The following is a 24,596-nucleotide window of genomic DNA, read 5'->3' on the forward strand; positions in this document are numbered from 1 at the left end:
GAGTTATCGGTCGTATAACGTATAACGAATGACGTCTGACCATTGATGTTAAAAAAATTTAAAACCCCTAAATACTATTCAACTGTTATCTAAAATCAGTAAGCGTTTACATAAATTGCAATTTATTAAAGGTAGCCTCTTCTCTCCTACCATACTTGAAAGTCTGAAATTGATACCACCTACAAATCAAATTGTAAGCGTTATCTAATAGAAATGCAATATAAATTTTAAAAGATTTTTATATGTTAATATATTCCTAAATAATTGGTTTTATCATGCAAATTTACCATAAAAAATAGCCCTAGCTATGAGCTAGGACCACCTTTTTTATAACATAACACCAACAATAATCGCTGATAGAATACTTACTAATGTCGCACCGTACACAAGGCGTAGACCGAACGATGAGACAACATTTGATTGGTTTTCATCGATACCTTTCGTTGCACCTGCGATAATTCCAATTGATGAGAAGTTCGCAAATGATACAAGGAATACAGAAAGAATACCAACTGTACGAGCTGATAAATCACCAGCTACTTTTCCAAGATCCAGCATTGCAACAAATTCGTTTGATACTAATTTTGTTGCCATAATTTGTCCCGCTGTTACCATCTCTGCTTGCGGGATACCCATTACGAATGCTAATGGTGAGAAAATATATCCTAAAATAGCTTGGAATGTAATACCGAACATTGAATCAAACAAGCTATTGATTGCTGTAATTAATGCTACGAAACCAAGTAACATCGCTGCTACTGTTATCGCGATTGTGAAACCAAGCATAATATATTCACTCAGCATTTCAAAGAATGACTGTTTTTTCTTATTTTCTAATTTCAGTGTATCTTCTTCTTCTGTAATATCGTACGGGTTAATAATATGAATAATAATGAAACCACTAAATAAATTTAATACAAGTGCTGTTACTACATATTTTGGTTCGATCATTTTCATGTAAGAACCGACGATTGACATCGATACTGTCGACATGGAAGATGCACATAATGTATATAAACGGTGTTTTGGGATTTTACTTAATTGATCTTTTACTGTAATAAATACTTCTGCTTGCCCAACAATGGCAGCTGCTACTGCGTTATATGATTCTAATTTTCCTAGACCATTTACTTTACTTAACAAAGTACCAATAGCGCGAATAAATATCGGTAAAATTTTAAAGTGTTGCAGAATTCCAATTAAAACGGCGAAGAATACGATTGGTAATAGTGCTGTTAAGAAGAATGAAACCTCTCCTTTATTAACAAGGCCACCAAATACGAAAACGATTCCAGCTTCCGCATATCCAAGAAGCGCGCCAAATCCATCTGAAATTCCTTTTACTAAAATGTAACCAACTTGCGTATTTAATAAGAAATAAGATAGCGCTAGCTGAATAACAAGCATAATTGCGATTGGTTTGTACTTAATCTTCTTTCGATCGGCACTTATAAGAAAACCGAGTACAAATACAACGAGTAATCCCACAAGAAACATAACAAACTTCATTAATAAAATCCTCCATTTAACTCTTCATTAACGTTGAACGTCTGACCACTCGAAACAAGAAATAATCCGAACTTTCCATTTCTCCTCCGAAAGCTTCAATCGGATAGGAAAGATCATAAAACCTCTTATTTCAAAGGCATTTCCCATTCTAACATAAATCACAACTCATATCCGTACTTTTCTTAAAAAAATTACATTTTATTATAAATCATTCATGAATGTTCGTCTTTTACATTATAAAGTGAAACTTTAATGAGCGAGAGTTTCACTTCACACAAATAGCTGAACCAACAAAAAATGAGCATCAAGTTTCACTTGATGCTCACCTCATTATACCGCTTTTTCTTTATCTGCTACTTGCTCTTCCCAGCACTCTGTATTTTTCAGACCTGGAATTGATTTTGCGTAGAAGACCGGATCTTTTCCTTGTTTCTTCTGCTTAATATAATCTGATAACGCTGCGAAAGCGTATTTAGAAAGGAATACGATTGCCACTAAGTTAATAACAGCCATAATTCCCATGAATAAATCTGCTAAATCCCAAACGATTTGAATTGTTGCGACAGACCCTAACATAACCATACCAAGTACAGCAATGCGGTATGCATTTAATAGCACTTTACTTCCATTTAAAAACTCAATATTTGTTTCACCATAGTAGTAGTTACCTACTAATGAACTGAATGCAAACAAGAAGATTGCCACCGCTACAAATATAGAAGCCCATGGGCCGATATGCTGACTTAACGCTTGCTGCGTTAATTGAATACCATTTAGATCAGCTGCATTATGCACATCTGATAAAAGAATGATAAATGCTGTACAACTACAAATTAATAATGTATCTGTAAATACCCCTAAAGTTTGAATGAAACCTTGTTTAACTGGATGCGTTACGTTTGCAGTCGCAGCTGCGTTCGGCGCACTACCCATACCTGCTTCATTTGAGAATAATCCGCGTTTTACCCCTAATAAAATCGCAGCTCCTAATCCCCCGCCCACTACTTCTTTAATTCCGAAAGCATGTAAGAAAATTTCTTTAAATACATACGGAATTGCCGTAATGTTTGTTACAACAACGAATAATGCTACCGCTACATAAATAATTGCCATTACTGGAACAATCATTTCAACCGCGCGAGCAATACGTTTTACTCCGCCGAAAATAATAACTGCAAGTAAACCAGCCATTACAAGACCTACTAATCTACTATCTGTTTTGAATGCCCCATCAAAAGCAGCTGCTACAGTATTAGATTGTACAGCGTTAAAAATTAATCCGAAACTTACTGTTATTAATACAGAGAAAATAGCTCCAAGCCAGCGCTTATTCAATCCTTTTTCCATATAATACGCTGGGCCACCACGGAATGCATTTCCATCTTTTACTTTATAAATTTGCGCTAATGTGCTCTCTACAAATGCAGAAGCACCCCCAATTACCGCAATTAACCACATCCAAAATACTGCTCCTGGTCCACCTGCTGAGATTGCAATAGCTACACCAGCTAAGTTACCAGTACCTACACGAGAAGCTGTACTCATACAAAATGCTTGGAATGACGATACACCGCTCTTCTCTTTTTGCGCCTTCCTCGTTTTCGAGCTTGCTCCATCCCCAAGCAATCGAATCATTTCACCGAAGTAACGAACTTGGACAAATTTCACACGAAATGAAAAGTAGAGTCCTAACCCAATTAACATCGCAATAATGATATATGACCAAAGGACATTATTCACATCCCCAATTACCTTAGCTAAAAAATCCATAATTGCATTGCCCCCTCTTCCTAACAATAAGAAAATTATATTCTAAAAACTTTTAGTAATCAAGAACTTTATGTTAGGTTTCCTAACATGCATGCGTGAATTCACTTAACATGAATGTTTTTTTACGTAAAACTATAGCCAGTACGTGTATGTATCCAATAATCAATCACTCATCCTATGCGAGCAATCATACCTTTAAAACAGTACGTTCCCTGCAAATAACGAGAGGCATGAACAAACAAAAATTATATTAATCATTACCTCTCACTCTTTTCATCATTTACTACAATAAAAAAACGAGCACCGAATTCATCTCGATGCTCGCCTTTTCATTACACTGCTTTTTCTTTATCCGTTACCGCTGACTTATCCCAACACTCAGTGTTCGTTAAACCAGGAATAGAATCCGCACTGAAGACTGGATCTTTTCCTTGTTTCTTTTGCCTTACATAGTCTGCCAATGCAGCATATGCAAATCGTCCAAGAAGTGTAATCGCAATTAAGTTTGTAATTACCATTAGACCCATAAATAAATCTGCCATATTCCATACAACTTGAAGCGTTGCTACAGAACCGAATAATACCATTCCAACTACCGCAATACGGTAAATTGTTAACCACGTTTTACTTTGTTTAATGAATTCAATATTCGTTTCACCATAATAGTAGTTTCCTAAAAGAGAACTAAATGCAAATAAGAAAATAATAATCGCTAAGAAGCTACTTGCCCATGGGCCAATTTGTGAACTTAATGCATTTTGCGTTAGTTCAATACCTTCTAAATTCGTTGCTTTATATGCACCAGAACATAGTACGATAAACGCTGTTGATGTACATACTAAGAATGTATCTACTAATACGCCAATTGTTTGAATAAAACCTTGTTTCGCTGGATGCGTTACATCAGCTGTTGCTGCCGCGTTCGGCGCACTACCCATACCTGCTTCGTTCGCGAATAATCCTCGCTGAATACCATATTTCATTGCAGCACCGATACCGCCACCTACAGCTGAATCTAAACCGAATGCACCTTTAAAGATTTCCGTAAACACATCTGGTATTAAATAGAAGTTTTTAATGACAACAAAAATAGCTACCGCAATATAAATAAGCGCCATTGGCGGAACAATCATTTCCGACATACGTGCAATACTTTTCACACCACCAAAAATAATAACCGCAACTAATGCAGCTAATACAACCCCAACAATATAACGCTCAATACCAAAAGCATTTTTAAATGCTAATGTAACTGTATTTGCTTGTACTGAGTTAAAAATTAAACCGTAACTAATTGTAATAAGGATAGAGAACCAAATTCCCATCCAACGTTTATTTAAACCTTTTTCCATATAATAAGCAGGACCACCACGGAAGCCACTGCCATCTTTTACTTTATAAATTTGGGCAAGCGTACTTTCTACGAAACTTGAAGAAGCCCCAATAATCGCAATAACCCACATCCAAAATACTGCTCCTGGTCCTCCCATAGATATAGCTAATGCTACACCAGCTAAGTTACCGATACCAATACGAGCTGCTGAACTCATACAGAACGCTTGGAAAGAAGATACACTACCTTTTTTACGCGTCTTTCCAGTTAATCCATCACTCATTAATCGAACCATTTCCCCTAAATGAGTGATTTGTACGAATTTCAATTTAATAGAAAAATAAAGACCTAAACCAATTAACATCGCAATAAGAATATATGACCAAAGAATTGTATTTGTTGATGAAATAAATTGCTCTAAAATATTCATACAATTACCCCCTCCTTTTCTCCATAAAACGAATTATATTTAAAAAACATTCAAAAATCAACATTTTTCGACAATTTGCAATTTCCAAATATTAGCCAGGCTCACAGTAACAACATCTTTATGACTGCCCTCCCTCTAACTGTGCATACTAAAACAAAAAATAAATTCACAAACAACCCCATTGACAAAAACACCAACCTGTAACTATAATGATTACAACAGGTTGTAACAAACCTAATTACAATACATTCATTCACTTTCAGATATACACTTTAACAAAACACTTTGGAGGGATTTATTATGAAAATCGGAATTATCGGAGCAACTGGTAAAGCAGGAAGTCGTATTTTAAAAGAAGCATTAGATCGCGGACATGAAGTAACTGCAATCGTAAGAAACGCTGCAAAAATTACAGAAGAAAACGTAAAAGTTTTAGAGAAAGATGTATTCTCTCTTACATCTAATGACCTGCAGGCATTTGACGTAGTTGTAAATGCATTCGGTGCTCCAGCAGGCGAAGAACACCTTCACGTAGATGCAGGAAACGTACTTATTGAAGCTATGAAAGGTGCACCTAACACAAAATTACTTGTAGTCGGCGGCGCTGGAAGCTTATTTGTAGACGAAGAGAAAACAACACGTGTATTTGAGACGCCAGGTTTCCCGAAAGAATACCTTGCAACTGCTCAAAACCAAGGTAAAAACTTAGAAATCTTACAACAAACAAATGACATTACTTGGACATTCATCAGCCCTTCTGCACTATTCGCATTAGGAAAACGTACTGGTTCTTATACAGCTGGTAAAGACAACCTTCTTGTTAACGCAAAAGGTGATAGCTACGTAAGTTATGAAGACTTCGCAGTTGCAGCACTTGATGAAATCGAAAATCCAAAACACGTAAACGAACGCTTCACAGTTGTTTCTGAGGCTGAATAATAAAGAAAAGCTCGTAAAACATAGTGTTTTACGAGCTTTTTTTATTTTTTAAGCTTTTACCTCTTGTATACCTTCTGTTCTTTCAAAGCCTTGTTTTGCAATTTTAAAGAATACGTCATGTATACCATACTCAAATAACATACCATTAAATTGCTCTGTCAATGCTTTCGTATTTTCCATTCCTTCTAATCCATGTATATAAAAAGCATCGGCAAATGCCAATGCTTTTTATACTATCTTTTAATTTGATTCGGTTTATGTGGTTCATTTGGTGTATAGGGTTTATTTGGTTTATTATCATGACCATTTCCTTTTTTCCAACTCACTGATAACTCCGGACTTGTTTCTTCTTCACTGCGCTCAAGTAATACGACTGCATTTTGAATTGTCGGTGTACCTTTATGCGCAATGCCTTGTAGTTTCGTTAATTTTCCTATTACTTTAAAGCTAAATCCACCAGCTGGTGTTTGTTTCGGAATTAAAATGCGGAACTTTTCTCCTACATTAAATTCCGTTTTTGCTTCGCCTTTTTCAGTTACAAATTTGGCTCCCGCTGGTGCGCCTGTTGCTTGCACTTTATACGTTCCGCTTTTTGCATTTGTTTCTACTGTATATAAGCCTGTTTCAAAGAAATCATTTTTCAATACTGCTTGTTGTTCTTCTGTAGGAGTTACACTCATCGTAATTTCTTGCAACTCTTCACTAGCATTTGCTTTTGCAACGATATCTTTCGTTACCTTTTCTACATTTTTATTACGAAAGTCTAAATCATTAATATCGATTTGTTTTAACGCATTCCATACTGCAAGCTGCGTTGCGTAATGCGCCTCTCTCCAATCAGATACTCCTAATTCTTGTGGACTCTTTTGTGGATATCCATTCAATAGGACACGGTACACATTAATATCCACTTTCCCCATTTCCGGTAAATCTTGACCGCTCGGAGATTTCAAATCTACATTTAAGCAAAAAGCAATTTTGCCATCTGCCGTTTTAATAAGCTCTGTTCGGATTGGTTTCTTCTTGGACTTACTATAACTCCAATCCATTTGATACTTTGTGTGGTCCATAACTTCTGCGAATGCTTTTTGAAGTGGGAATAACACAAATAAAATACTTAAAAACATAGCTAAAAGTTTGAACGATTGCTTTATATTCATGTTCACAGCCCCTTAATAACAAACTTAATACTAAGTAGTATTTATTTAGAGACTATTTTTATGCACAAAAAAAGAGTGTTTTTACGCACTCTTTTTTCTTACCTTAATCTTAGAAATCGAAGTTATCAGGATCTGGACCAACGCGGTGATTTTGATTTAACGCATCGATTTTTTCCATATCTTCTTTCGTTAATTCAAAGTTAAATACATCAGCATTTGCAATGATGCGGTGTTCTTTCGTTGATTTTGGAATTGTAATAACTCCATTTTGAAGATCCCAACGTAAAATAACTTGCGCTGTTGTTTTACCGTGTTTCTCAGCAATTGCTTGTAATGTTTCGTTATCTAATAATTGACCTTGCATTAATGGTGACCATGCTTCCATTTGAATACCTTGTTCTTTACAGAAAGCTTGTAGTTCTTTTTGTGTTAAACGAGGGTGGTATTCTACTTGGTTGATCATTGGCTTGATTTCTGCATCTTTCATTACATCTTGTAAGTGATGGATTTGGAAGTTACTTACACCAATTGCACGTACGCGCTTTTCTTTATAAAGTGTTTCTAGCGCTCTCCATGTATCTTTATATTTTCCTTCTGAAGGCCAGTGAACAAGATATAAATCTAAATAATCTAGTCCTAATTTTTTTAGACTCTCTTCGTATGCAGCGATTGTTGTTTCATATCCTTGATCTGCGTTCCATACTTTTGAAGTGATGAATAAATCTTCTCTTGAAATACCAGTTGCTTCGATACCCGCACGAATTCCTTCACCTACAGCTGTTTCATTTCCGTAAATTGCAGCTGTATCGATGCTGCGGTATCCAGCTTTAATCGCTGATTTTACAGCTTCTACAAGTTCTGGTCCTTCTTCTACTTTAAATACACCTAAACCGAACCAAGGCATTTCTACACCATTATTTAATACTGCTTTACTTTGTAAGTTTTTCATTTTATTTTCTCTCCTTTTATTTTACTTGATCTCGTTTTTCTAATGTCATACTCCATGCTGTTAAAATCACAGCAGCTACTACCATAAGACCGCCTACCCAAGCAGTATGGATTAATCCTAAAGAATTCGTTACAAGGCCACCTATATAAGAACCTAAAGCGATTCCTCCGTTAAATGCGGCAATATTAATTGCTGAAGCAACATCAACCGCACTCGGAACAAAGCGCTCTGCCAATATAACTACATATACTTGTAGCCCTGGAACATTCATGAATGCGAATAGTCCCATGAAAATAATTGTGATTAATCCAGCTACTTTAAATGGCGCTGTAAATGTTAAGACAAATAATATAATCGCTTGAATCAAGAACATGTAAAATAGCGCTCGAATCGGATTATGATTCGATAATTTTCCGCCGACCATATTCCCTATCGCAATTGCGATTCCATACACCAATAAAATGATAGTAACAGTACTTGCTTCAAATCCTGTTACTTCTTGTAATAGTGGTGATAAATACGTAAATGTTACGAATGTACCACCATATCCTAGTGCAGTAATAATGAAGACAAGTAACAGTCTTCCATTTTTAATTAGTTTGAATTGATCACGAAACGATACAGGTACACCATTTTTTAAATTAGATGGAACGAGTATGCTATTCGCGATAAAAGCAATAATTCCAATTACAACAATCGCCATAAATGACGCTCTCCAGCCAAATTGTTGACCGATAAACGTTCCAATTGGCACACCTGTAATAGTCGCAACTGTTAATCCAGTAAACATAATCGCAATGGCACTAGCACGTTTATTCTCTGGTACGATCGCAGCCGCGATTGTAGATCCAATTGACATAAACACACCATGTGCAAACGCAGCTACAATCCTTGCGATAATTAATATAGTGAAGCTTGTTGCTACTGCCGCAATACCATTACCAATAATGAAAATAACCATAATCCACATTAATAATGTCTTTCTCGACATACTAGCCGTTAACGCTGTTAAAACAGGAGCTCCTACCGCTGCCCCTAACGCATATAAGGAAACAGTTAAACCGGCTGTTGTAACCGAAACATTTAAATCTTTTGAAATGGATGGTAATAAACCGACACTAATAAACTCAGTTGTACCAATCCCAAACGCACTAATTGCTAGTGCTAATAAAGCAAGCATACTTCTTCGATTCGTCTGAACTTCGGAAGATGGTACTGTATATGAACTCAATTGAATTCCTCCTTATTACAAGAAATCCAATCATAATAGTGCGATAAAAAGGCCCTTTTATCTTCTAAAAAATATATTTAATCTCTACAAATGCTATTATGAATGGTTTCATTCTTTTTTTGAAGAACGCACTTTAAAGTACTATAGGCACCAAAAAGTAACATAGTCACTTTTAAGTACCGTACTACTCATTTGCCTCTTACATGTGCTATTATGAAACATATTTAACATGATAAAAAGTACGTACTTTAAAGTGCTATAGGTACTAAAAAGTAACATTTGTATGATTTAACTTATTTTACTCACAAAAGGAGGGTTTCATATGAAGAAATACAATATTCCTGTAGAGGCAACCTTAGAGGTTATCGGCGGCAAATGGAAGGTTGTTATCCTTTGTCACTTAACGAAAGGTACAAAGAGAACGAGTGAACTAAAACGTTCAATGCCTGGTATTACACAAAAAATGTTAACACAACAATTACGTGAATTAGAAGACGACGGCGTTATTCAAAGAAAAGTATACAACCAAGTCCCGCCGAAAGTAGAATATTCTCTTACTGATTACGGTTGGTCTTTAGAATCGATTCTTGATTCTCTTTGTTCTTGGGGCGAATGCCATCTTGAAAAGGAAGGTAACACATCGATGCTAATTGCGGAAGGTGAATAATAGGAAAAAGGAAAAAACGAACATGAATTTGTTCATTTTTTCCTTTTTTTCTTATTATATATGTACATTTCTAACTGAAACAAAATATTTTATACGCTTTCATACCTTGTCAGTACTACGTTATACACTCAATATCAAATAATTAGGAATCATTTTTATGTTAACATAGGTGTATATAGTATATAATATAGGATATATATTATATACACTTTCCGGTAACGGAGCTTTTCCATTATACGGACAAGCCATATATCGGACAGTTCATAAATAATAGGTAAGACGTTATGGTTTTAGATTTATGCTTGCAGCTTACTTGCTGTCATAAATTTAAAGGCATTTTATTGTGTTTTGTGAAACTTTGTATAAAGTTTCGTAACCGTTTACTATCTTACTTATAAAAAATAAGAGTATTGCTATCGTAAAGGAGAATTGGAGATGCCAGAAACTATGACTCAAACAAAGCCAGAACAAGAAACTGTACAAATTTCTGCTAGCCAAGGACAACTTGATGTACTTGATCAGTTGTTAAAACCTGAGGTACAAGAATCATTAACAACACTAGTGGAACAGCTTCCAAAATTAACTGAGCTTGTTAACATTTTAACTAAGTCTTATGACTTCGCTCAAACTGTTGCTACTGATGAAGTATTAAAAAGCGACACTGTTGGTGCAATCACAGAGCTTGTAGAACCTGTAAAAGATACAGTGAAAAGCATGGCTGCAACTGCAATCGAAGCGAAAGATCGTGCTGACGAAAGCAACGAAGTTATCGGCCTATTCGGTCTGTTAAAATTATTAAAAGACCCACAAGCACAAAAAATGTTCCGCTTTGTGAACGCATATCTTCAAATTAGTGCAGAACGTAACAATAAATAATTTAACTTATAACAACAATTAGTAAAGACGGGGGATATCATACTATGTCAAAACAAATTGTCATCTTAGGCGCTGGTTATGGCGGTCTTCTTGCCGCTTTAAACGTACGTAAATATTACAGCAAATCAGAAGCACAAGTTACAGTGATTAACCAATACCCAACACACCAAATCATCACTGAACTACACCGCCTTGCAGCTGGTAACGTGTCTGAGCAAGCAATTGCAATGCCACTTACAAAGCTTTTCAAAGGTAAAGATATCGATCTTAAAATCGCAACAGTTGAGTCATTCTCTGTTGATAGCAAAGAAATTAAATTAGCTGGTGGCACTACTTTATCTTACGATGCACTTGTAGTTGCTTTAGGAAGTAAAACTGCTTACTTCGGTATTCCAGGACTAGAAGAAAACAGCATGGTATTAAAATCTGCTGCTGATGCAAACAAAATCTACAAACACGTTGAAGACCGTATTCGTGAATACGCGAAAACGAAAAACGAAGCTGATGCTACAATCGTAATCGGTGGTGGCGGATTAACTGGTGTTGAGCTAGTTGGTGAGCTTGCTGACATTATGCCTAAACTTGCAAAAAGCCACGGCGTAAATCCAAAAGAAGTTAAACTTCTTCTTGTTGAAGCAGGTCCAAAAATCCTTCCAGTATTACCAGACCACTTAATCGAACGTGCAACTACTAGCCTAGAAGCACGCGGCGTTACATTCTTAACTGGTCTTCCTGTAACAAACGTTGCTGGCAATGAAATCGACTTAAAAGACGGTCAAAAACTTGTTGCTAACACATTCGTTTGGACAGGTGGCGTTCAAGGTAACCCATTAATCGGTGAATCAGGTCTTGAAGTTAACCGTGGACGTGCAACAGTTGATGCATACCTACAATCTACTTCTCACAAAGACGTATTCGTTGCTGGAGACAGCGCTGTTGTCTTCGCTCCAGACGGTCGTCCATACCCACCAACTGCACAAATCGCTTGGCAAATGGGTGAGTTAATTGGATACAACTTATACGCAGCACTAGAAGGCAAAGCATTCGAAGAGTTCGCACCTGTAAACTCTGGAACACTTGCTAGTCTAGGACGTAAAGATGCGGTTGCTACAATTGGAGCAAGCAATACTCCACTTAAAGGCTTACCAGCATCATTAATGAAAGAAGCAAGTAACGTTCGTTACTTATCACACATTAAAGGTCTATTCAGCTTAGCTTACTAATCTGAATATAAGCCCGAATCATGCCCTGCATGGTTCGGGCTATTTTTATCCGTAATTTTCTCTAACTTATTTATTCGGCAGAAGAATAATATAACCCTTTCAATTATCTAAATTTACTGATTATTTTATGTCTAAATTGTGTATATGAAAGAATGGGAGTATTCCTCCTACCCCCATCCTTTCACACAAATTATTCTCCTAACTTCACAAGGCTGTAGTTCTTCTTCCCTTTACGGATAATAATAAATCGTCCATCAAATGAATTCTCTATAGTAACATCCGTGCCCACATCTGTTACTTTTTCACCATTCATAGAAATTGCACCATTATTAATGTCTTCGCGTGCTTGTCTTCTAGATGGTTCAATTCCTAAATCAACTAGCCATTCTACGATGTTTTTCGTCTCTTTTGAAGACTGGAATGTTGGCATTTCTTTAAATCCTTGTTCAATTTCATCAGCTGTTAATGATTTAATATCTCCGCTAAATAACGCTGCTGTAATTTTCACAGCTTGCAAGAATGCCTCTTCTCCGTGAACGAATTTCGTCATTTCTTCTGCCAATACTTTCTGCGCTTCACGTTTATGAGGCTCTGTTTCTACCTTCACCGCTAATTCATCAATGCGCTCTTTCGTTAAGAATGTAAAGTATTTCAAGTATTTAACGACATCACGGTCATCTGTATTTACCCAGAACTGGTAAAATTCAAATGGTGTCGTTTTTTCAGGATCAAGCCAAACAGCTCCGCCTGCTGATTTACCAAACTTCGTACCATCTGATTTTAATAATAATGGAATCGTTAATCCGAACACTTTCGCTTCGTGCCCTTCTAACTTACGAATTAAATCTAAACCACTCGTAATATTCCCCCATTGGTCACTACCACCAATTTGCAGTTGAACATCTTCTTTCGTGTATAAATGATGGAAGTCCATCGCTTGCAAGATTTGGTACGTAAATTCTGTGAAAGAAATTCCTGTATCTAAACGACTTGCTACAATATCCTTCGCTAACATACTATTAATACTAAAGTTTTTCCCGTAATCACGTAAAAACTCAATAATGTTTATTTCATGTGTCCAGTCGTAGTTATTTACCATCTTCACTTCGCTATTTCCACCAAAATCAAATAGCTTTTTCATTTGTGCTGTTAACGCATCTACATTATGCTGAACTACTTCTAACGTTTGAAGTTGACGTTCTGATTGACGTCCACTCGGATCTCCAATTGTTCCTGTTGCCCCGCCAATTAAAATAACTGGATGATGACCAGCTAACTGGAATCTCTTCATCATCATAAACGGAATCAAATGCCCGATATGCATACTATCGCCAGTCGGATCCACTCCGCAGTATAATGAAATCTTTTTCTCTTCTACTAGCTTTCGTAAACCTTCTTCGTCAGTCTGTTGATTAACGGCACCGCGCCATTCTAATTCATCAATAATGTTCATCTTTTGTCATCCCCTTTATTTTTTAAAAACAAAAAATCCCTATGTCTATGACATAGGGACGATTATTCACCGTGTTACCACCCAGTTTGTATAAATAGCATAGCTACTCATACCACTCTTAGCAATAATATCGATTGCCAATCCGCTTAGCATTACCTAAGATACTCCAGAGTGTAATTCGCAAATTTGTTTGTGCTAGGTTCCAGCAACCCCTAGCTCTCTCGTTAACAGTGACAAACTGCTACTGGGCTCTTTCAACGTATGTTATTTGTTAAATTATTAGCCATTATATTGAATTGAAAATAAATTGTCAACAATGCCCAAATATTATTTTAAAATAATTCGCAGTTTCATACGTACTTTTATTACTTATCTTCTCCAATAATCCTTACTTCACGCTCTAACTTCACACCAAATTTCTCTTCAACTGTTTTTTGTACGAAGTGAATTAAATCGATGTAATCTTGTGCTGTTCCGTTATCAACATTCACCATAAACCCAGCGTGTTTTAGAGAAACTTCCACTCCGCCAATTCGCTTACCTTGTAGTCCTGATTCTTGAATCAATTTACCAGCAAAATTATTTGGTGGGCGTTTAAATACGCTACCACATGAAGGATATTCTAGAGGTTGTTTTGACTCACGTTTAAACGTTAAATCATCCATTTTGGCTTTAATTTCTTCACGTACACCTTCTTCAAGTTCAAATCTCGCTTCAAGAATAATGTAGTGGTTGTTCGCAAATACACTCTTACGATATCCAAATTCAAATGCTTCTTTCGTCAAAGTACGTAGCTCTCCATCACCTGTCATTACAACAGCTTCTGTTAATACAAACGAAATCTCACCGCCGTAAGCACCTGCATTCATATATAATGCCCCGCCAACTGAACCTGGAATACCACAAGCAAACTCAAGACCCGTTAAGTTATGATCTAATGCAATACGTGATACGTCAATAATTGCTGCACCGCACTGTGCTACAATCGTTGTTCCAGTTACAGTAACACCTGTAATATGAATTAAACTTACTGTAATCCCTCGAATACCACCGTCTTTAATAATGACATTCGAACCGTTTCCTAAAAACGTAACTGGAATATTATATTGGTTCGCATATTTAATAACTTCTTGAATTTCATCATAATTCGTAGGCGCAACGAACACATCTGCTTTTCCGCCAACTTTAATATGCGTATGATTCTTTAACATTTCATCTTGTTTCACATGACCTTCAGGCAATACCGTACTTAAATATTCATAAACCTCTTGCATATTCATTTTACGATTCCTCTATTTCTATATTCTTTTTATCCCGTTATACGGGCCCATAATATCCCCACATACATGAAATAAACCTAAAGTGGTGGATACAGTGTACCCAAAATCAATTCGAGACACCTATAAACCTCTTAATTTATAAGAGGTGCCACTCATATTAAAATATATATTGCATAATAAAGCAACCCAAATGGGCTACTAAACTTGACATGTCATCAGAAAGACAACAATTTGTAAAATATATTACTTTTTCAAAACACTATCCTTCAGTATCTTACTATACCATACGAAAATAAAGTGGTATTTTTTTGTAATCTTTACTTTATTTTCATCAACAAAAAAAGGATGCTTTTACCTATGTAAAAGCATCCTTTTCATTACTTATTTTAAATTACTTTTCGTTCTCTTCTTTTTCTTTATCAAACCATAACAGCTCGTCATCATCAACTTCACCATTATAATTGATTAAAATCTCTTCTCCAGCTTTTATATCCTTATAAGCAAAGAAGTTAAACGTATGATTCTCAAAGACAATCTCATACGTTGCATTCGGATTATATGCATGATTAAATAACATGCCGTATCCTAAAAGGAATGCCGTATGATTTACCCCATACTCAAATGCGTAGTCAGCAAGTAACGTTTTCTCAATGTGTTCATGCTGTTCATTCGGATAAGAGATAACTGGTGCTGAGTGAATCAACTCACCCTTTTTAATATCACGAGTTGCAAATACACCTCTATTAAATTCTCCATCACTAAGCTCAGAAGTCTTAACTTCGATCATATGCGTCACCTATATAATTCTTTCTTTGAAGTATTTTATCTCGCTATCCGCGAGGTTCAACTAATAAGCAGTAGCTATTAGTTAAATTTTATCTCCTTAAGCTTGGCAGAAAACGTGCAGAAAAGCAATTAAATTCCTATCAAGTCTTCGTTTAAATGAAAAAAGAGCACAAATGATGTGCTCTCTTCAAGCGATATTACTTTTCTAAAATATCTTCTAACAATTTCACTTGCTCGCTAACAGTATGTAATGTCTTCACTGATGTATCATTTCGAAGTTTTTCTTCTTCCACACTTGCTAACACTTCTTCTGTAGCCGCAGAAGTTTGCTGAATTACATTAGAAGCATGTGTAACATCCTTTACGATATTCGTCGTTTTAGTTTGGAAATTTTCTTGATGATCAACAATCTCTCTCATTACATCATTAATTGCATCAATAAACTTCCCTAAGTCCGTTACATTTGTTAAAACGCTTGCTAGCATTTCGTTACATTCTTCTTGTACTCTTTCTGATTTTTCTACCTGCACTTCTACCTTGCTTGCTTGATTACTAAACTCCTTCAAAATCCCTTGAATTCTTCCAGCTGAACGATTCGATTCTTCAGCAAGCTTTAATACTTCATTCGCTACAATAGCAAACCCTTTTCCATGTTCTCCTGCTCTTGCAGCTTCAATATTTGCATTTAAAGCTAGCAAACTCGTCTGACTTGAAATATTCGTTATTACATCTACAATTTCATTAATTTGCTTCGATTGCATCATTAAATCTCTAAATATAATTCCCGATTGTGAAACAACATCATTTAAACTTCTCATGTTAGCTTCAAAACTTCTTAAAGTATTCACACTACCCTTTGAAATCTCTAAACTTTCATCAACACGAATTGATGCATTCCTTACTTGAGATATGATTTGTTCAATATTTCCTTCCATATCGTTCAATACTTCTACTGAACGTGACATCATCTCTGATTGTGATTGCGTACCAACTGCCACCTCTTCAAAAGCGAAATTAATGTCACTCATCGACTCCATCGATGTATTCATATTTTGTCTTAAATGATTGAAATTACTATCTAACTTCACAACTGTTTCTTCAATAAGCCTTTGCGTCTCTTCTAGCTCCTGAGCTTTTCTCATTACTTCTTGCTTCTCATCACTTAAACGAGCTAGCAAATTAGAGCCAATCTTCGTTACGCCCCACATTGCGATCGTTACGATTGCTAACAAGCTTGCGAAGTTTGCAGCCTCAGATGCCGCTGTATAAGCAAAAAATTGCTCCGGCCAATAACTACAAAGAATAAATGTGATAACAACCGCCACTCCACCGAGAATTATAACGAGACGTTCACTTAAGTAAATAAGTGAAACTGCTAGTGTAAAGTAGACCATTTGAAATACAGCCGGGCTTTCATTAAAGGCTTGTACCATAATGAAAGACATCATAAGCAACATAAATGTCATGATGTATTTATACACTGATTCCATACTTTTTATAAAAGTAAAAAGCGTTCCAAATACAACGACAGAAATGCCACAAGTCCAAAACGCTAGTGCTCTCTCTGTAAAAATATATCCGTAATACCCAATCGCGATTATTCCAAGGAAGAAACTACAAATCGTAATAAACAGCAATAAATGATTTTTCTGTGATTCTTTCTCAAGGTTAGAAAAACAAGTCCCCTTTAACCACTCCATATGAAGCCCCACCTTCTACTTATACATATCAATTACTTCAGTTTAAATACCGCACTCACTGGGTTATGATCACTATTTTCAAACTTTAAATCTTTCCCTTGTACATTTACAATCTCTACATTCGGTGAAACGATAAAACCATCAATAATCGTGACGAAATTTTCACCTTCTACATATTTCTTTACATCATCTCTCACAGTCATAACAGACGGATCTACAGCCCACTTAAAACCACCATCAGTAAAGTCCTTTGGTAACTCTACTAACCACTCAGGACGCTCTTTCACAAACTTTGGATCACTTAATTGAACATCAGAAACTAATTGATTCCAATCTCCGCCCATTATTACGTAATCACCATTTTCATAATGCTTGTTCATATATTCTTTTAAATACTCTACTTGCTGTTTTCTAATTTTCCCGCCTTCATCATAAGCAGACAAATGTAAATTTACGAGTCTAACATGTTTCCCATTATTAACAGGAATTTTATATTCCACAATTGCTCTATCTAAATCAAACAAACGCTTTGGCCAAGGCTCCATTCCAGGAAGCTGGAACCTCTTCGCTTCTTGAACAGTGTATTTAGAAAACGTACTTAACCCAGCCTCCGCATATCCCATTGGATTTGTTATTGGCACTGGAACCCATTTCGTATCGTAGTTCTTGCCAAATGACGAAACATAATCAGGTAATCCTTTTTTCAAAAATTCATGTCCATTTACATCAAATGAACGAAGTGACTTTATATCAACTTCTTGTAATAGCGCAAAATCACTATTCTCGTTTTGTAAAAACGAAAGCATATTCTTTAAATTCGTTTCCGTTTGCTCTTTACTACTTGAACCAGATCCCTTTCCCCCATCCATAAAGAAATCTTGGTCCTTATCTAATCCACCATATCCAATATTAAATGTTGTAACTTTAAATTCATTTCCTGTCGCTAATACGCGCTCTTTATTATTTTCCACCTTCAAACTTACAACATCAGCAGGCTGTTCTTTAGTAAGTGTCATATACCCTAAAAAACCACCTACAACTCCCAACCCTACTAAAATACATATAAGTACTATTTTTAATAATTTCTTCAAATAAACGCCCCTTTTCTAAAACACACAACTAAATTTTCTTTATTTTCAGTTAAATAAATCTGAATGACAGACATAAGAAATATTTTATCACACCAAAAACCTTATATCACTATATTTAGTTTATAAATAATTATTATTGCCTTTAAATTTTCAAAAATACAAAATGCCCCAACTCCTTCACTGGAAATCAAGCGCAATGTTTAGTACACTATATGTAATAATCATAGGCGATGGAGTTCGCCATAAACGCTGCTTAGCTAATGACTCCTACCAGTATAACTACTGGTAGGAGTCTATTTTTTTGAGCAAGCTATTTAAAGAGGTGAGAAAATTGATTTATATTATCGTTGGCATTGCCGGCATATTAGGAGCCCTTTCTCGTTATTATTTAGGTCTTACTATTCATGAATTTTGGCATCATACATTTCCACTAGCTACATTACTGATTAACTTACTCGGCTGCTTCTTATTAGCATGGCTGACTACGTATATTGCTCGGCTAAACATTTTACCTTCGGAGATTATCACAGGCATTGGAACTGGGTTTATCGGTTCTTTTACGACGTTTTCAACATTTAGTGTAGAGACTACTCAATTGATCAATCATTCTGAGTGGAGCATAGCCTTCTTATATGTATCATGCAGCATACTTGGTGGCCTCATTATGTCTGGACTTGGCTATACACTAGGTAATTTCTTAATTAAGAAACATCTTACGGAAGGTGATCACTTATGATAGAAGCTTTATTAGTAGCAACAGGAGGATTTTTCGGTGCGATTACACGATTTGCAATTAGCAATTGGTTTAAAAAAAGAAATAAAACTTCCTTTCCAATCGCTACATTTCTCATTAATATAACAGGAGCTTTTTTACTCGGATATATAATTGGCAACGGAGTCACTACAGGTTGGCAATTATTATTAGGTACTGGATTTATGGGAGCGTTCACTACATTTTCGACATTTAAATTAGAATCTGTTCAGCTTCTCAATCGTAAAAATATTAGCACCTTCCTTTTATACTTAAGTGCTACTTACATAATTGGTATCCTCTTCGCATTCCTTGGAATGAAGCTAGGCGGAATATAAAAAAGAAAGCGACTCTTATCAGTCGCTTTCTTTCATAAGAAATAAGTCCCGCCATATGGAATGGAAAAGAAACTAGCTGGATACACATCGTAATGTACACTTTGCATCAGAAACTGTGAATACGGCATATACTGACTTTGCATCATTTGCGCTACTTGTGCTTGTTGCTGCATTTGAATCACTTGATTCATAGCATGAATGGTTCCCTGTGCCCCAGCTAACGTAATAGCTGCTCCTACTTGTCTTCCATTGTAAAAATAACGATTCATCATTATCCAACTCACTTATTATTTTTCTTCCATATCGTATGTTTCTATTTCATAGTGAGTATTTTGTCCCGCTTTATGGATTCCTTATCTATTACTTTTTTTCAGCTTTGAAGTAATAAATCCAAATAATAATACACCAACACCACTAAGGAACAAGACATAACTTATCGGTACTAGAAAAAAGAAAGGTTCTTCAAGGAACCCATTCGCTCCTACTTTACTGTTTGAAGCATGTATCGTTAAAGAAATAATCCCTAAAATCATGAAAGAAATAGCTACTATGTATTTATTTTTCATCATATACTCTCCTTTAATTCCCACTATCTTATTACCAACATACTACGCCCGAAAATATTATAAGTCAACAATATTTTATTGTTTATCAATAAATATTCACTGTTAATCCTATAAAAAAGGCTAGAGATAATATATTATCTCTAGCCTTTTCACGCATTTATTTCACTCTAAAATATTCCTTTTGGAACATACACATTCTTATCGCATTATGGTAGTTACCATCAACGAAAAACTCATCTAACAGTTCACCTTCCACCATAAATCCAACCTTTTTATAAACATGTACCGCTTTTTCATTTTCCTTATCCACCACCAAATAAATCTTATGCATATTTAATACAGAAAAAGCGTAATCCATTGCTAAACGCGTCGCTTCCGCTGCATAACCATATCCTTGATAATTCGGATCAATAATAATTTGGAATTCCGTTCTACGGTGAATATAATCGATTTCCACTAACTCAACTAATCCAACCATTTCATTGTCTTTTTCAACGATAAATCGGCGTTCGCTTTGATCATGTATATGTTTATCGTATAAATCCTGCAGCTCCACAAATGCCTCATACGGCTCTTCAAACCAATACGACATAATATGTGCATTATTATTAAGTTCATGTACAAACTTTAAATCTTCTCGCTCTAATGGACGTAATTTTAATTCCTGACTCATTTCTATAACCTCCAAGTAAAAGAAACCTCTTCACTTAATTTCTCAATTTTTTTCAATTTCAAACGCCCTATTTACATTGTAAACTTTCAAGTAACTTGAAGGTCAAGACACAAAAAAGTAGTGCAAACTTATGTCTGCACTACTACTCTTTTCTCAAATCTCTCATATTTGATATGTATAAAGCAATGACTAAAACAAGAATTGCTCCTGCGTATAATAATGTCTCCATCGGTTCCTCATGAGATACGATAATTAAACGAATTAACGCCGTAATTCCGATATAAATAAAATAACGTAACGGAAAATGATAGTTCGATTTAAAATACTTAATAATTAATGCAATAAACTCGAAGTATAAGAAATAGACGATGATACTTTCAACTAATTTATATGACGTATACTTCTTCGCTGAAAATATGTATTGAATAAAAGTAATCGTCTCGTTAATTAAAAAAATAGATAAGACAATGGATAATATAATTAACGCTATATTTAATATCCACTGTAAAACACTCGCGATAAAATGATCAATATTAAATGATTTCATTTCCTCATTAAACTCCCCTTCGTATAAGTACGTATTTATTATAGCAAAATTATGATTGGAAAGAAGTTAAATCATAGGTTCGTCCTTTGTTGTTGCCGGTGTATGGGATTTTCATTGTTTGGAGGAGTCGTTTAACCGCAGAACTAGATTGCATATTAAAGAATCCTCTCAATTTGCTATTAGTAGTTATCATTCCAAATAGAAGTGTGTAATCTTGCAAAGCACGTAAATGAGCTTGTTTAGACGTACTATTACAGTTTTGGCAACGCCATCCCTGCTTTTCTTTTAACATCCGCCATGGTAAAACATTCCTCACACTGTACGCCCTTTAGCAACTCCTCTTCTTTAACTTTATATTGTACAAGAATATTTTGTCTCTGCGGGATGTGTCCATTCATAATTTGATTTATAAGTCCATTTATATTACTAATTGCTTCTTCTTTATATTGATTTTCAATCTGTTTGATTCTATTAGGTAAATTTGCACCGTGGATAATTTTATTAGGAAGTATTTCATCTGAAGTTTTAATAATTGTACGAGGAGAACTAATTACAACGAGAGATTCAATCGGAATATTATATAAATCATGCAAACTCAACCATTTTCTAAGCTGCATCTCTTGCCGTTTCAGTTGTAAAAGCGGATCTGGGAACCCTTCTTCCGAAGTACCATCTGCTATTCGAATGAGTTGATTAAACTTCGCATCAAAAATTAATGTGCCAATGATATTTTTTATTTCAAGAAAAAGAAGAAAACACGAGGAAACTATAAGGGTATCGATTTGGAAATAATGTTTCTGATCAAACAACCTGATATCATGTAAAATACTATATCTTGTTTCGGACAGAAAACTAAGTGGATATTTAATCGCCAGCTCTCCTTTATAGCCAGCCATAAATTTCGCTAGATTTTCAGCCACCATATTCCTTTTTGGATGATGGGCAGGCAATCTTCTAAGTAAAGCTTCTAATTGAAGTAAATGTACGGGTATTTTTCGTTCTTTCACAATCATCTTTATCCACCTCCAAAATATATCAGCGCAACTCCAAATATATCAACGATTTTCTAAATATATCGACTTACCGACAAAAATCGACACAACAAACACTCATAGAATCCTATATACAGTATAGCATCACATCAAAAAGCGTACTGTAATCATAATATTAATCCGCCCATTTGATTCCGACAGTTTCAAAATGAGAGATTAGCATTCATCGTATGTAAAAGACCATTTTCTAAGTATGAACAAATTTTAGGAATTAGTTTATCTTTTTTTAATGTTTTATTTAGAGGCAGTTTATACTCGAGGATTAACATAATAAACGTAGTAACTATTACTATAATCACAAACCGTACTACTTACATTTATAAAATGAGGAGACGATAAAAAATGAACAAAAAAACGAAAGCACTATCATCTATATTGCTCGGATTCACACTAGCACTAACCGGGTGTGTTGGTACTCAAGCTGAAGAAAACCATAGTAAGCCGAAACAAGAACAAACTGCTAAAGAAACAAAAAAGGAAAATAAGTTAACGAAAGGCCAAAAAATGGCTAACATTCTTAGCGATACAAATTGGCAAGGTACACGAGTGTATGACAAAGATAAAAATGATTTAACAAAAGAAAATGCAAACTTCATTGGTCTTGCGAAATATGATGCAAAGTCAGGAAGATATGAATTCTTTGATGCTAAAACAGGTGCAAGTCGTGGCGATAAAGGAACTTTCTTTATCACAAATGATGGGAAGAAGAGAATATTAATTTCAGAATCAATGAAATATCAAGCTGTTGTTGACATGACAAAACTAAATAAAAATGTATTTACTTATAAAAGAATGGGGAAAGACGCTAACGGTAACGATGTAGAAGTCTTCGTTGAACATGTTCCATATAAAGAAAAAGAGCTTTCTTTCACTGATCCGGACAAGCAACTGAACACGACTACTGGCGATATCGTTAAAAACGCTGATGGAGATAAAATTTTAGGTGGAACCCTTTGGCACGGAACAAAAGTATTAGATGAAGCTGGTAATGACGTAACACAGTTTAATTCGAACTTCATTAGTCTAGCAAAATTCGATGACAAATCTAATAAATATGAGTTCTTCAATAGCGAAACAGGTCAAAGCCGCGGTGACTATGGTTACTTCGATGTTTTACATGAAAATAAAATAAGAGCTCATGTTTCAATTGGAAATAATAAATATGGTGCGGCTCTTGAACTTACTGAACTGAACAATAAGAAATTTACGTATAAAAGAACTGGTAAAGACCAAGCGGGTAAGGACATCACTATATTCGTTGAACATGAACCTTATAAAGGTGATATAAAGCCACAATTTAGTTTTTAATTGGTTTGATTAAAACTTCTGTACTGAGTTACAGGAGTTTTTTTATGAGTCCATTTTTTATATTCGAAACATGAATTAGCGTAAGCTGACCGTTTTTGGTCAGCTTACGCTTCTTTTTACATGTAACAGCCACTACAGCTCTTCAATTACCTTCGTTAGCTTTTGAAGCGCTGATAAAAGGTTTGTTAATTCTTCAGGTGATAAGCTTGCATAATACTTTTCAGAAACTTGCTCCATATATGCATCCATTTCTTGTTTGTATAGCAAACCTTTCTCTCCTAATTCAACTGAAAATGCACGTTTATCTTCTGCATGTTGCCTTCTGAAAATGTATCCATCCTTTTCAAGTTTGACTAACTGTTGGCTAATGGCACTCTTCGTTACATTCATTTTTTCTGCTAGCTCTTTAGGAGAGGATGATGGGTACCGAATAATTAATGTTAATAACGTATATTGCTGATTATTTAAATTGAAATTCGTATACGATCTTTCTTTCGTTTCAAGTAATATCCATAATTCTTCAAGTGTTAGATTGATTTCCTCAGCTATATTTTTATTTTTCATACTTGTCCCTCTCACCTTTTCTTCTCCAATTTTTCGGATTTAAATACTTTTTATATTTTGCTACCACTTCTTTTCCAACAAAGACAGCACCGATTAAAAATAGAATTTCTCCTATTACTATACACCCTGGAATAACAATAGCCTTTATCTGAGTCGAAAGCGAAGTAAATGGTATGATTAAAGCACTCGCCCAAAGTAAAACATATATGATTAGAAGCCCTATTCCAACTTTAAAAAGCAATGGCTTTTTTTGTTTATTTTCGTTTGAAACTATTTCTTTTTCCATTTCAAAACCTCCTGAATGTAGTTTAGTTCACTTAACTAAACTATATATCAAGAGTGATTTGATTGCAAGGTTTAAAAAAAGCTGCTGCCTATAAAATATAGACAGCAGCTTTTT

Annotated in this window: 25 protein-coding genes, 1 pseudogene, 1 riboswitch and 1 other annotated feature; of the genes and pseudogenes, 7 read left to right on the plus strand and 19 right to left on the minus strand. The window is 35.2% G+C overall.

The window, feature by feature from the left end; translation table 11 throughout:
• Nucleotides 1-327: 327 nt before the first annotated feature.
• From DN390_RS01205 to DN390_RS01215, 3 genes are all read right to left on the minus strand, one after another.
• The gene (locus tag DN390_RS01205) at nt 328-1,509 is read right to left on the minus strand and encodes a NupC/NupG family nucleoside CNT transporter (RefSeq protein ID WP_000673852.1); all 1,182 of its coding nucleotides are present in this window, start codon (nt 1,507-1,509) and stop codon (nt 328-330) included.
• 330 nt (nt 1,510-1,839) lie between these two features.
• Complete coding sequence (locus DN390_RS01210; RefSeq protein ID WP_147806404.1) at nt 1,840-3,279, minus strand: alanine/glycine:cation symporter family protein; 1,440 nt, start codon at nt 3,277-3,279, stop codon at nt 1,840-1,842.
• 332 nt (nt 3,280-3,611) lie between these two features.
• Entirely contained in the window at nt 3,612-5,042 is a 1,431-nt protein-coding gene (locus DN390_RS01215) for an alanine/glycine:cation symporter family protein (RefSeq protein ID WP_074615233.1), read from the minus strand.
• 300 nt (nt 5,043-5,342) lie between these two features.
• Here DN390_RS01215 and DN390_RS01220 point away from each other — a divergent pair, with 300 nt between their 5' ends.
• Entirely contained in the window at nt 5,343-5,981 is a 639-nt protein-coding gene (locus DN390_RS01220) for an NAD(P)-dependent oxidoreductase (protein WP_000689898.1), read from the plus strand.
• Between the two features lie 48 nt (nt 5,982-6,029).
• On the opposite strand, the gene DN390_RS01225 is transcribed toward DN390_RS01220, so the two are convergent.
• From DN390_RS01225 to DN390_RS01240, 4 genes are all read right to left on the minus strand, one after another.
• A complete protein-coding gene (locus DN390_RS01225; protein ID WP_241766065.1) occupies nt 6,030-6,203 on the minus strand; it encodes an enterotoxin in 174 nt (57 codons plus the stop codon).
• 11 nt (nt 6,204-6,214) lie between these two features.
• Nucleotides 6,215-7,141, minus strand: a complete 927-nt coding sequence (locus DN390_RS01230) for a thioester domain-containing protein (protein WP_147806405.1) — start codon at nt 7,139-7,141, stop codon at nt 6,215-6,217.
• Nucleotides 7,142-7,250: 109 nt separating this feature from the next.
• Nucleotides 7,251-8,090 carry an aldo/keto reductase gene (locus tag DN390_RS01235; RefSeq protein WP_147806406.1) on the minus strand — a complete coding sequence of 280 codons (840 nt, stop codon included), beginning with the start codon at nt 8,088-8,090 and terminating at the stop codon, nt 7,251-7,253.
• A gap of 16 nt (nt 8,091-8,106) precedes the next feature.
• Entirely contained in the window at nt 8,107-9,270 is a 1,164-nt protein-coding gene (locus DN390_RS01240; protein ID WP_179955729.1) for an MFS transporter, read from the minus strand.
• A gap of 373 nt (nt 9,271-9,643) precedes the next feature.
• Here DN390_RS01240 and DN390_RS01245 point away from each other — a divergent pair, with 373 nt between their 5' ends.
• From DN390_RS01245 to DN390_RS01255, 3 genes are all read left to right on the plus strand, one after another.
• Nucleotides 9,644-9,988 carry a winged helix-turn-helix transcriptional regulator gene (locus DN390_RS01245; RefSeq protein WP_000760481.1) on the plus strand — a complete coding sequence of 115 codons (345 nt, stop codon included), beginning with the start codon at nt 9,644-9,646 and terminating at the stop codon, nt 9,986-9,988.
• Between the two features lie 435 nt (nt 9,989-10,423).
• A complete protein-coding gene (locus DN390_RS01250) occupies nt 10,424-10,864 on the plus strand; it encodes a DUF1641 domain-containing protein (protein ID WP_001115309.1) in 441 nt (146 codons plus the stop codon).
• 44 nt (nt 10,865-10,908) lie between these two features.
• A complete protein-coding gene (locus tag DN390_RS01255) occupies nt 10,909-12,087 on the plus strand; it encodes an NAD(P)/FAD-dependent oxidoreductase (RefSeq protein ID WP_000043198.1) in 1,179 nt (392 codons plus the stop codon).
• 190 nt (nt 12,088-12,277) lie between these two features.
• On the opposite strand, the gene tyrS is transcribed toward DN390_RS01255, so the two are convergent.
• From tyrS to DN390_RS01280, 5 genes are all read right to left on the minus strand, one after another.
• Nucleotides 12,278-13,540: a tyrosine--tRNA ligase gene (gene tyrS / locus DN390_RS01260; RefSeq protein WP_063221749.1), complete on the minus strand. Its 1,263-nt coding sequence runs from the start codon at nt 13,538-13,540 to the stop codon at nt 12,278-12,280.
• A 51-nt stretch (nt 13,541-13,591) separates the two neighbouring features.
• Nucleotides 13,592-13,807 (minus strand) — a binding site (T-box leader).
• Between the two features lie 98 nt (nt 13,808-13,905).
• Nucleotides 13,906-14,820, minus strand: coding sequence for a UDP-N-acetylmuramate dehydrogenase (gene murB / locus DN390_RS01265; protein WP_060632817.1), 915 nt, complete (start codon nt 14,818-14,820; stop codon nt 13,906-13,908).
• 391 nt (nt 14,821-15,211) lie between these two features.
• On the minus strand, nt 15,212-15,607 hold the full coding sequence (locus DN390_RS01270) for an SET domain-containing protein (protein WP_000573651.1): 396 nt from the start codon (nt 15,605-15,607) through the stop codon (nt 15,212-15,214).
• Between the two features lie 196 nt (nt 15,608-15,803).
• Entirely contained in the window at nt 15,804-17,306 is a 1,503-nt protein-coding gene (locus DN390_RS01275) for a DUF4077 domain-containing protein (protein ID WP_147806408.1), read from the minus strand.
• Nucleotides 17,307-17,338: 32 nt separating this feature from the next.
• Complete coding sequence (locus tag DN390_RS01280) at nt 17,339-18,397, minus strand: endonuclease/exonuclease/phosphatase family protein (RefSeq protein WP_147806409.1); 1,059 nt, start codon at nt 18,395-18,397, stop codon at nt 17,339-17,341.
• Nucleotides 18,398-18,614: 217 nt separating this feature from the next.
• Nucleotides 18,615-18,674: riboswitch (Fluoride riboswitch) on the plus strand.
• Nucleotides 18,675-18,728: 54 nt separating this feature from the next.
• Between DN390_RS01280 and crcB (DN390_RS01285) the strand changes: the two genes are divergently transcribed.
• Nucleotides 18,729-19,133: a fluoride efflux transporter CrcB gene (crcB, locus tag DN390_RS01285; RefSeq protein WP_179955730.1), complete on the plus strand. Its 405-nt coding sequence runs from the start codon at nt 18,729-18,731 to the stop codon at nt 19,131-19,133.
• Nucleotides 19,130-19,486 carry a fluoride efflux transporter CrcB gene (gene crcB, locus DN390_RS01290; RefSeq protein WP_098288832.1) on the plus strand — a complete coding sequence of 119 codons (357 nt, stop codon included), beginning with the start codon at nt 19,130-19,132 and terminating at the stop codon, nt 19,484-19,486. Before crcB (DN390_RS01285) ends, crcB (DN390_RS01290) begins: the two co-directional genes overlap by 4 nt.
• A 32-nt stretch (nt 19,487-19,518) precedes the next feature.
• On the opposite strand, the gene DN390_RS01295 is transcribed toward crcB (DN390_RS01290), so the two are convergent.
• From DN390_RS01295 to DN390_RS01315, 5 genes and pseudogenes are all read right to left on the minus strand, one after another.
• A complete protein-coding gene (locus DN390_RS01295; RefSeq protein ID WP_147806411.1) occupies nt 19,519-19,758 on the minus strand; it encodes a DUF3947 family protein in 240 nt (79 codons plus the stop codon).
• Between the two features lie 81 nt (nt 19,759-19,839).
• Nucleotides 19,840-20,052 (minus strand): DUF3955 domain-containing protein, encoded by a 213-nt coding sequence (locus tag DN390_RS01300; RefSeq protein WP_255443878.1) that lies wholly within the window; start codon nt 20,050-20,052, stop codon nt 19,840-19,842.
• 157 nt (nt 20,053-20,209) lie between these two features.
• On the minus strand, nt 20,210-20,725 hold the full coding sequence (gene speG / locus DN390_RS01305) for a spermidine N1-acetyltransferase (RefSeq protein WP_060632824.1): 516 nt from the start codon (nt 20,723-20,725) through the stop codon (nt 20,210-20,212).
• A 142-nt stretch (nt 20,726-20,867) separates the two neighbouring features.
• The gene (gene psiE / locus DN390_RS01310; protein ID WP_000834704.1) at nt 20,868-21,272 is read right to left on the minus strand and encodes a phosphate-starvation-inducible protein PsiE; all 405 of its coding nucleotides are present in this window, start codon (nt 21,270-21,272) and stop codon (nt 20,868-20,870) included.
• Between the two features lie 49 nt (nt 21,273-21,321).
• A pseudogene (locus tag DN390_RS01315) lies at nt 21,322-22,285 on the minus strand (nuclease-related domain-containing protein).
• A gap of 381 nt (nt 22,286-22,666) precedes the next feature.
• Between DN390_RS01315 and DN390_RS01320 the strand changes: the two are divergent.
• A complete protein-coding gene (locus DN390_RS01320) occupies nt 22,667-23,632 on the plus strand; it encodes a DUF4822 domain-containing protein (protein ID WP_060632826.1) in 966 nt (321 codons plus the stop codon).
• A gap of 132 nt (nt 23,633-23,764) precedes the next feature.
• On the opposite strand, the gene DN390_RS01325 is transcribed toward DN390_RS01320, so the two are convergent.
• The gene (locus tag DN390_RS01325; RefSeq protein ID WP_147806413.1) at nt 23,765-24,196 is read right to left on the minus strand and encodes a MarR family winged helix-turn-helix transcriptional regulator; all 432 of its coding nucleotides are present in this window, start codon (nt 24,194-24,196) and stop codon (nt 23,765-23,767) included.
• Nucleotides 24,186-24,482 carry a transporter suffix domain-containing protein gene (locus DN390_RS01330; protein WP_098264855.1) on the minus strand — a complete coding sequence of 99 codons (297 nt, stop codon included), beginning with the start codon at nt 24,480-24,482 and terminating at the stop codon, nt 24,186-24,188. The genes DN390_RS01325 and DN390_RS01330 overlap by 11 nt, the downstream gene beginning before the upstream one ends.
• Nucleotides 24,483-24,596 lie beyond the last annotated feature (114 nt).

This window comes from Bacillus sp. SH7-1, assembly GCF_008042405.1.
In the GTDB taxonomy this organism is placed as follows: Bacteria; Bacillota; Bacilli; order Bacillales; family Bacillaceae_G; genus Bacillus_A; species Bacillus_A thuringiensis_N.